At 71.9% G+C, this 8499-nt stretch carries 6 protein-coding genes; 4 read left to right on the forward strand and 2 right to left on the reverse strand.

Going from position 1 to position 8499, the window contains the following annotated elements; translation table 11 throughout:
- Positions 1-78 precede the first annotated feature (78 nt).
- Entirely contained in the window at positions 79-2736 is a 2658-nt protein-coding gene (gene hrpB / locus IF67_RS0123560) for an ATP-dependent helicase HrpB (protein ID WP_030988766.1), read from the reverse strand.
- Positions 2737-3077: 341 nt separating this feature from the next.
- Complete coding sequence (locus IF67_RS0123565; RefSeq protein WP_030988768.1) at positions 3078-3899, reverse strand: class I SAM-dependent methyltransferase; 822 nt, start codon at positions 3897-3899, stop codon at positions 3078-3080.
- Between the two features lie 378 nt (positions 3900-4277).
- Between IF67_RS0123565 and rpsA the strand changes: the two genes are divergently transcribed.
- From rpsA to IF67_RS0123585, 4 genes are all read left to right on the forward strand, one after another.
- Positions 4278-5795, forward strand: coding sequence for a 30S ribosomal protein S1 (gene rpsA, locus IF67_RS0123570; RefSeq protein ID WP_030988769.1), 1518 nt, complete (start codon positions 4278-4280; stop codon positions 5793-5795).
- Between the two features lie 549 nt (positions 5796-6344).
- A complete protein-coding gene (locus tag IF67_RS0123575) occupies positions 6345-7298 on the forward strand; it encodes a PAC2 family protein (protein ID WP_030988771.1) in 954 nt (317 codons plus the stop codon).
- A gap of 57 nt (positions 7299-7355) precedes the next feature.
- On the forward strand, positions 7356-7946 hold the full coding sequence (coaE, locus tag IF67_RS0123580) for a dephospho-CoA kinase (protein ID WP_030988773.1): 591 nt from the start codon (positions 7356-7358) through the stop codon (positions 7944-7946).
- Positions 7947-7969: 23 nt separating this feature from the next.
- On the forward strand, positions 7970-8437 hold the full coding sequence (locus IF67_RS0123585; protein ID WP_420708708.1) for a cupin domain-containing protein: 468 nt from the start codon (positions 7970-7972) through the stop codon (positions 8435-8437).
- Positions 8438-8499 lie beyond the last annotated feature (62 nt).

Genomic DNA, 8499 nt, shown 5'->3' on the forward strand with positions numbered 1-8499 from the left:
AGCAAGGCGCTCCTGACCCCCTCCCGACCCCCTCCCGGTCCCCTCTCGGCTCCTTCCCGACCTCCTCCGGCCCCGGGCTCAGCCCCGCTTGAGCCGCGCCGACGTGTGCCGGGTCGGCTCGGCCGCCGAAGGGTCCTCCGGCCAGGGATGCTTGGGGTAGCGCCCGCGCAACTCCGCGCGTACGGACCGGTATCCGTCCCGCCAGAACGAGGCGAGATCGGCCGTGACGGCCGCCGGACGCCCCGCGGGGGACAGCAGATGCACCAGCACGGGCACCCGCCCGCCGGCCACCCGCGGCGACTCCTGAAGCCCGAACAACTCCTGGAGCTTGACGGCCAGTACGGGCTGCTCACCGCCGTAGTCCACCCGCACCCGCGAACCACTCGGCACCTCGATACGCTCCGGCGCCAGCTCATCAAAACGCGCCGCGTCACCGCTCGCCCACGGCAGCAGCCGGCCCAGCGCCTGCCCCGCATCGACCCGCGCCAGATCGGCCCGCCGCCGCGCCCGCCCGAGCTCCACCCCCAGCCACTCCTCGACCCGCTCCAGCAACGCCGCATCCGAGACATCGGGCCACGGCGCGCCCAACTCCCGGTGCAGAAAGGCCATCCGCTGCCGCAACGACGCCGCGGCGGCCGACCACCGCAGCAGCCCGAAGCCCTCCCGCCGCAGCCCCGACACCACCGCGTCCCGCAGCAGCCCGGGGTCGGGCGCGGACAGCGGCCGGGCCACCAGCTCGATCGCCCCCAGCCGTGTCACGCTCCTGGCCACCACCTCCCCGTCCGACCAGCGCACCTCCTCACCCGAGGAGTACAACGCCCGCGCCGCGGCACACGCCGTCTCCTCGTCGATCACCGCCGCGAGCCGTACCCGCGCGGACACCGCCGCCACCGGCCGGTCCGCCACCGCAACCGCCAGCCACCCCGCATCCCGCAGCCGCGACCCGCCACCGTCGCCCGCGGAGCCCGCGCGATGCCCCCACCCGGCCTGCGCCCCCGAGCCCGCCCCCGCCAACTCTGCCCCGGTCCCGGACGCCATGAGGAAACTCCCGGCCCCACGGGCTCGCGCCACCCGCTCCGGGAACGCCAACGCGGCAAGGAGACCGGCCACCGCATCGTCGGAGGCGGCCGCCGCGCCGCCCCCGCCTCCGGCCCGGCCGCTGCCCGCGCCCGCGCCCGCCGCGGAGCCGCCACGGTCACCCGCACCCGACCCGGCCGACGGCTCCCCGGCCGCCGACGCCAAGCGCCGCGCCTCCTGCCGCCACCTCGCTCCGTACGCATCGCCACCCCGACGCGCGGTGCGCCACGCCGCCGCCAGATCATCCCCGTACGCCCGCGGCGGCTCCTCGCTCAGCAGGGCGACCACCTCCGCGGCGCGCCGCACACCGACCTCGGGCGCGCCGTCCAGCAAGGCGCGCGCCAGCCGGGGATGCAGCCCGATCCGCGCCATCCGCACGCCCCGCCCCGTCGCCCGGCCGGCCCCGTCCACCGCGCCGATCGCCGTCAGCACCTCCCGTGCCGCGGCCAGCGCACCGGCAGGCGGCGCGTCGAGCAGCGCGAGCCCGCCGGCCGTCGGATCGCCCCAGCACGCCGACTGCAACGCGAACGCCGTCAGATCGGCAACCTTGATCTCCGGATCGGGGAACGCCGGAAGCCGCCCGTCCTCACCCTCCGACCAGCAGCGGTACACCACTCCCGGCGCCTCGCGCCCCGCCCGGCCGGCGCGCTGACGGCCCGCCGCCCGGGAGGCCCGCACCGTCGTGAGCGCGCTGAGCCCCCGCGCGTGATCCGTCCGCGGCACCCGCGCCAGTCCGCTGTCCACCACCACCCGCACACCCGGCACGGTCAGGCTGGACTCCGCCACCGACGTCGCCAGCACAACTCTGCGTACGCCGCTCCCGCCCGCCAGCACCGCATCCTGCACCTCGGCCGGCGCCCGCCCGTGCACCTGGAGCACCTCGGCATCCACCCCGGCCAGCTCCCCGGCGACCCGCCCGATCTCCCCGACACCGGGAAGGAAACACAGCACATCACCGGTCTGCTCGCGCAACGCCCGGCGCACCACTGCCGCCACATGCGCCAGCAGCGCCGGATCGACCCGCATCCCGTGCGCCGGCCGCACCGGCCGCTCCGGCGGGACCCACACGACCCCCACGGGATGCGACACACCCGCCGCCTCGACCACCGGCGCCGCCCCCTCCGAACCGCCCAGCAGCCGCGCCCACCCCTCGGCATCCGTCGTCGCCGACGCCGCCACCAGCCGCAGCTCGGGCCGCAGCGTCTCCCGTACGTCCAGCAGGAACGCCGCGGAGGTATCGGCGTCCAGATGCCGCTCATGGCACTCGTCGAGCACCACCACATCGACGCCCGCCAGCTCCGGATCGCGCTGGAGCCGCTGAAGCAACACGCCGGTGGTCACGACTTCCACGGCGGTACGCGGCCCGGCCCGGCGCTCACCCCGCACCGTGAACCCGACCTGTTCCCCGACCCTCTCGCCCAGCAGCCAGGCCATCCGCCGCGCGGCCGCACGGGCCGCGATCCGCCGCGGCTCGGCGACCAGCACCCGCCGCACCTGCCCCTCACCGGTCAGACCGGCCAGATCCAGCGGCACCAGGGTCGTCTTGCCGGTGCCCGGCGGGGCGCACAGCACCGCGGTGCCGGGCCCGTCGAGGGCGGCACGCAGCGCGGGCAGCGCGGTACGGACGGGCAACTGGTCAAGGGCGTCACGGCGGATCACGCCCCCAGTCTGCCGCCCCGGCCGGGCTCATCGGCCCGGCTGCCCGGGTCGAGCTCATCCACCCGCTGCACCGGTCGGTCACGTCCCAGGCCCGCAGGCCTGGGACCGCCACTGCCGGTCGGCTGCCTCCGGCCGACGGCGCAGGTCCGCTTGCCTCCGGCCGATATCGGACGGTCAGCCGGTCGGCCGGTCGGCCGGTCTGCGGTCGTCAGCGTTCCGAGCCGTCCTCACCGCTCTGGCCTACCGCCTACGACCTACTGCCTACGGGGCCTGGCCGTCGCGCCGGGCCCGCTCGCCCCGCCCGGCCGCCGGCCGCGTCCGGCACTCCTTCGCCTTGGCCCCTATACCTCCGCCGAGCACACGAAGATCGCCGTCCCCGGGATCAGATGCCCGCGCAGTGGAGACCAGCCGCCCCACTCCTGGGTGTTCCACCGGGGCCATTCCGGCTCGACGAGATCCTCCAGCCGGAACCCGGCGGCCACCACATCCCGCACCCGGTCGCCCAGCGTCTGGTGGTGCTCGACGTACACGGCCCGGCCGGACTCGTCCTGCTCGACATACGGCGTGCGGTCGAAGTAGGAGGCCCCCACCGACAGCCCCTCGGGACCCGGCTCGTCCGGGAAGGCCCAGCGGATCGGGTGGGAGACGGAGAAGACGAAACGGCCGCCCGGCCGCAGCACCCGGCGCACCTCGCGCAGCACCCGCACCGGATCGGCGACGAACGGCAGCGCGCCGTACGCGGAGCAGGCGAGGTCGAAGCTGCCGTCGCGGAACGGAAGCGCCCCGGCGTCCGCCTCCACCAGTTCGGTGGCATCGTCCGCCGAGCCCTCGGAAATCCGCAGTGCGTGCTGTAGCTGCCGGTGGGAGAGGTCCAGCGCCACCGGCAGCGCGCCCTGCGCCGCCAGCCAGCGGGAACACTGCGCCGCGCCGGCCCCGATCTCCAGGACCCGCCGGCCCTTCAGCTCGCCGGCAGGCCCGAGCAGCGCGGCGTCCGCCTCGTCCAGTCCCTCGGGACCCCAGATGAACCGGTCGTCCCCGAGGAAGGCACCGTGCTCGCTCTGGTACTCGTCCGCGTTGCGGTCCCACCAGCCCCGGCTGGCCCGGCTGCTTTCGGTGTCCGAGGCGTCACGGCGGGTCGCCTCCGGCTCGTGCTCTTGGTTCATGGCGCCCGTCGTCGTAGTGTTCGCTCTGCTTGTAGCTGCTGGGACTGTGAGGCCGTTCGACCTCGCGGAACATCGCGTGTGCCGGTTATGGGGCGTTCTGCCCCGGGTGTGCGCGTTCGCGCATTGACCGGGTCCGGCTGCCCCCGTATGCTACAAGTTGCGCTGCGGGCTTGCGCGCCTCAGACGGAGCAGGCCGCGCTCGCATCTGTATGTATGTCCCCTCGGTTTTGAGGCGATTCGGGTCGTTCCGGATGCTCTGGCATCTGCGGACTTCCGGCGAAAACGTCTTTGACACTGTCCGGCTTATGCAGAGGCGATACGGGCTCTCGGCGTAGCAGTACCTACGACTTCAATGTCCGCACCGGAGCCTTTACCCACATGACGAGCAGCACCGAGACCACCGCCACCACCCCGCAGGTTGCGGTCAACGACATCGGTAACGAGGAAGCCTTCCTCGCCGCGATCGACGAGACGATCAAGTACTTCAACGACGGCGACATCGTCGACGGCGTCATCGTGAAGGTCGACCGGGACGAGGTCCTGCTCGACATCGGTTACAAGACCGAAGGCGTTATCCCGAGCCGCGAGCTCTCGATCAAGCACGACGTCGACCCCAACGAGGTCGTTGCCGTCGGCGACGAGATCGAGGCCCTGGTCCTCCAGAAGGAGGACAAGGAAGGCCGCCTGATCCTCTCGAAGAAGCGCGCCCAGTACGAGCGCGCCTGGGGCACCATCGAGAAGATCAAGGAAGAGGACGGGATCGTCACCGGTACCGTCATCGAGGTCGTCAAGGGTGGTCTCATCCTCGACATCGGCCTCCGTGGCTTCCTCCCGGCCTCCCTGGTCGAGATGCGCCGCGTCCGCGACCTTCAGCCCTACGTGGGCAAGGAGCTCGAGGCCAAGATCATCGAGCTGGACAAGAACCGCAACAACGTGGTCCTGTCCCGCCGTGCCTGGCTGGAGCAGACCCAGAGCGAGGTCCGCCAGACCTTCCTCACCACCCTCCAGAAGGGTCAGGTGCGCTCCGGCGTCGTTTCCTCCATCGTCAACTTCGGTGCCTTCGTGGACCTGGGCGGCGTCGACGGTCTCGTCCACGTCTCCGAGCTGTCCTGGAAGCACATCGACCACCCGTCCGAGGTTGTCGAGGTCGGCCAGGAGGTCACGGTCGAGGTCCTGGACGTCGACATGGACCGCGAGCGCGTGTCCCTGTCGCTCAAGGCGACCCAGGAAGACCCGTGGCAGCAGTTCGCCCGGACCCACCAGATCGGTCAGGTCGTCCCGGGTAAGGTCACCAAGCTCGTTCCCTTCGGTGCGTTCGTGCGCGTCGACGAGGGCATCGAGGGCCTGGTCCACATCTCCGAGCTGGCCGAGCGCCACGTCGAGATCCCGGAGCAGGTTGTCCAGGTCAACGACGAGATCTTCGTCAAGGTCATCGACATCGACCTCGAGCGCCGCCGCATCAGCCTCTCGCTGAAGCAGGCCAACGAGGCCTTCGGTGCCGACCCGTCGACGGTCGAGTTCGACCCGACCCTGTACGGCATGGCCGCGTCCTACGACGACCAGGGCAACTACATCTACCCCGAGGGCTTCGACCCCGAGACCAACGACTGGCTCGAGGGCTTCGAGAGCCAGCGCGAGGTGTGGGAGAACCAGTACGCCGAGGCGCAGACGCGCTTCGAGCAGCACCAGGCTCAGGTCATCAAGTCCCGCGAGGCCGACGAGCAGGCTGCGGCCGAGGGTGCTGCGGCGCCGGCGGCTGCGGCAGGCGGCAACACCGGCGGTGGCACCACCGGTGGCGGCTCGTACTCCTCGGAGTCGGCGGACAACTCCGGCGCCCTGGCGTCGGACGAGGCCCTCGCCGCGCTCCGCGAGAAGCTGGCCGGCGGCCAGAGCTGAGCTCTTGCCGATAGGCACTAGCCGGTAGACGAAGGCCCGTTCCCCTCAGGGGGAGCGGGCCTTCGTCGTGTTCGGGGCTGCGTTGTGGCTTGATTCGACGTTCTCGCCACGGAGATCGGGCCAGCCGTTCTTGCCGAGGGCCTGTGCTCGGTCGATCTTGTTCGTCGGTGCCGTCGGTGCCTGCCCACGTACACCGCTCACCCATCCCCTGCCGTTCTTGACGGTGTCGCGGACGGTGGGGTTCAGGGGGCTCTGGGGATTCTTGATGACGCATTCCTTGCGGAACTCCGCGGTGACTAGGGCGTCCTTGAGCTGTGCGGCTGTGCGGCTGTGCGGCTGTGCGGCGGTGGAGATGGTGACGACTCGGCCGGGGGAGGTGGAATCGCCTTATGTGTAGGGGAGTTCATGTCCTCGACTTGGGGTGGGTGTGGCGAGGCGGGGTGGGCTCGGGGGGGCCTTTGGCGGCGTGGGCCTTGCGCGCGGCGGGGGCGGGAATGCCCGCGCCGGATTGTGCGTTGCCGCTGATGAGAACGAGGAGGAGCGGTCACTGTGTTGGATCCCCAGGGTTTGTACGAATGGGAGCCGAGCGGGCTCGCGGAGGTGGAGGCGATTGCCTCCAGGGACTCCGCCGGACTGGTGCTGCTGTACCACTTCGACGGGTACATCGACGCCGGCGAGACGGGCGACCAGATCGTTGAACGGCTGTTGGACGGCCTGCCGAACGAGGTCGTCGCCCGCTTCGACCACGACCGCCTCGTCGACTACCGCGCCCGCCGCCCGCTGCTCACCTTCGAGCGCAGCCGATGGACCGCCTACGAGACCCCGCGCATCGAGCTGCGGCTCGTACGAGACACCACCGACGCGCCGTTCCTGCTGCTGTCCGGACCCGAACCGGACGTCGAATGGGAGCGCTTCGCGGGCGCGGTGAAGGAGATCGTGGAGCGCCTCGGCGTACGTCTCTCGGTGAACTTCCACGGCATCCCCATGGGCGTCCCGCACACCCGCCCCGTAGGCATCACCCCGCACGGCAACCGCACCGACCTGATGCCCGGGCACGGCGGATTCTTCGATGAGGCACAGGTGCCGGGCAGCGCGGAGGCGTTGATCGAGTTCCGGCTGGCGGAGGCGGGACACGACGTCCTGGGTGTGGCCGCGCACGTACCGCACTACATCGCCAGGTCCGCGTATCCGGACGCCGCGCTGACAGTTCTGGAGGCCGTGACGGCCGCGACCGGGCTGGTGCTGCCCGGCGCCGCGCATTCGCTGCGTACGGAGGCGCTGCGGACGCAGGAGGAGATCGAGCGGCAGATCTCGGAGGGCGATGAGGAGCTGGTCGCGCTGGTCAGCGGGCTGGAGCATCAGTACGATGCGGTGGCCGGGGCGGAGAGCCGGGGGAACCTGGTGGCCGAGCCGGTGGAGCTGCCGTCAGCCGACGAGATCGGCAGGGAGTTCGAGCGCTTCCTGGCGGAGCGGGAGGGCGACGGCGGCGCGGCCGGAGCCTGAGCCGGGCTGTGGCCTCCTGAACTCCTGCCGTACGGGCGCACCGTATAGCGTGGGCCCATGGTGAAGGTGGGGCTGACCGGCGGAATCGGCGCGGGCAAGAGTGAGGTCTCGCGATTGCTGGCTTCGTACGGCGCGGTGATCGTGGACGCGGACAAGATCGCACGCGAGGTTGTCGAGCCGGGCACGCCCGGACTGGCGGCAGTGGTCGCGGAGTTCGGGGACGGCGTGCTCACGCCGGACGGCAGTCTGGACCGGCCGAAGCTGGGCGGGATCGTGTTCTCCGACCCCGAGAAGCTGAAGGCGCTGAACGCGATCGTGCACCCGCTGGTGGGAGCGCGGTCGGCCGAACTCGAAGCCTCGGCGGGGCCGGACGCGGTGGTGGTGCACGATGTCCCGCTGCTGACGGAGAACGGCCTGGCGCCGCTGTACGACCTGGTGGTCGTGGTCGACGCCGCAGTGGGGACCCAGCTGGACCGCTTGGTGCGGCTGCGCGGCATGGCGGAGGACGAGGCGAAGTCCCGGATGGCGGCTCAGGCCACCCGCGAACAGCGGTTGGCGGTCGCGGATTTCGTCATCGACAACGACGGGCCGCTGGAGGCTCTGGAACCCCAGGTCCGCGCCGTATGGGAGCGGCTGCGGAGCGCCTGAGGCCGGACGGTACCCTCGCCGCCATGACTGCTGCTTCCGATCTTGATGCCAAGAACTCCGCCGCCGAGCCCGCCACCGCTGCGGAGCCCGGCTCCGGGGCCGACTCCCTTTCCGCGGCCTCCGCTGCCGACGACTCCGCGCCCGCCTCGTTCGTGGTCAATATCCCCGGCATCGCGGACGCCGATCTGGAGCCGGAACCGCTGGACCCTGCCCAGATCATCTCCGGCGAGCCGGTGGTGACGGGCAAGGTGCTGTGGGAGTCCCCCGACGGGCGGCAGATCCGGGGCATCTGGCAGATCACGCCGGGTGTGGTGACGGACACCGAGGCCAATGAGCTGTTCGTGGTCGTCAGCGGGCGCGCCACCATCGAGGTCGAGGGCGGCTCCGTGCTGGAGGTGGGCCCCGGCGACGCCTGCGTCCTACGCGAGGGCGACCGCACGCAGTGGACCGTGCACGAGACGTTGCGCAAGGCTTACCACATCAGCCTGTAGCGGGGGTGGGGGCGGGCGGGGTCGGCAGAGGGGGCGGGTTGGCTCTGGCCGCTTCCCCGGGG

Origin of the sequence: Streptomyces sp. NRRL S-1813, from assembly GCF_000719605.1 — a bacterium.
In the GTDB taxonomy this organism is placed as follows: Bacteria; Actinomycetota; Actinomycetes; order Streptomycetales; family Streptomycetaceae; genus Streptomyces; species Streptomyces decoyicus.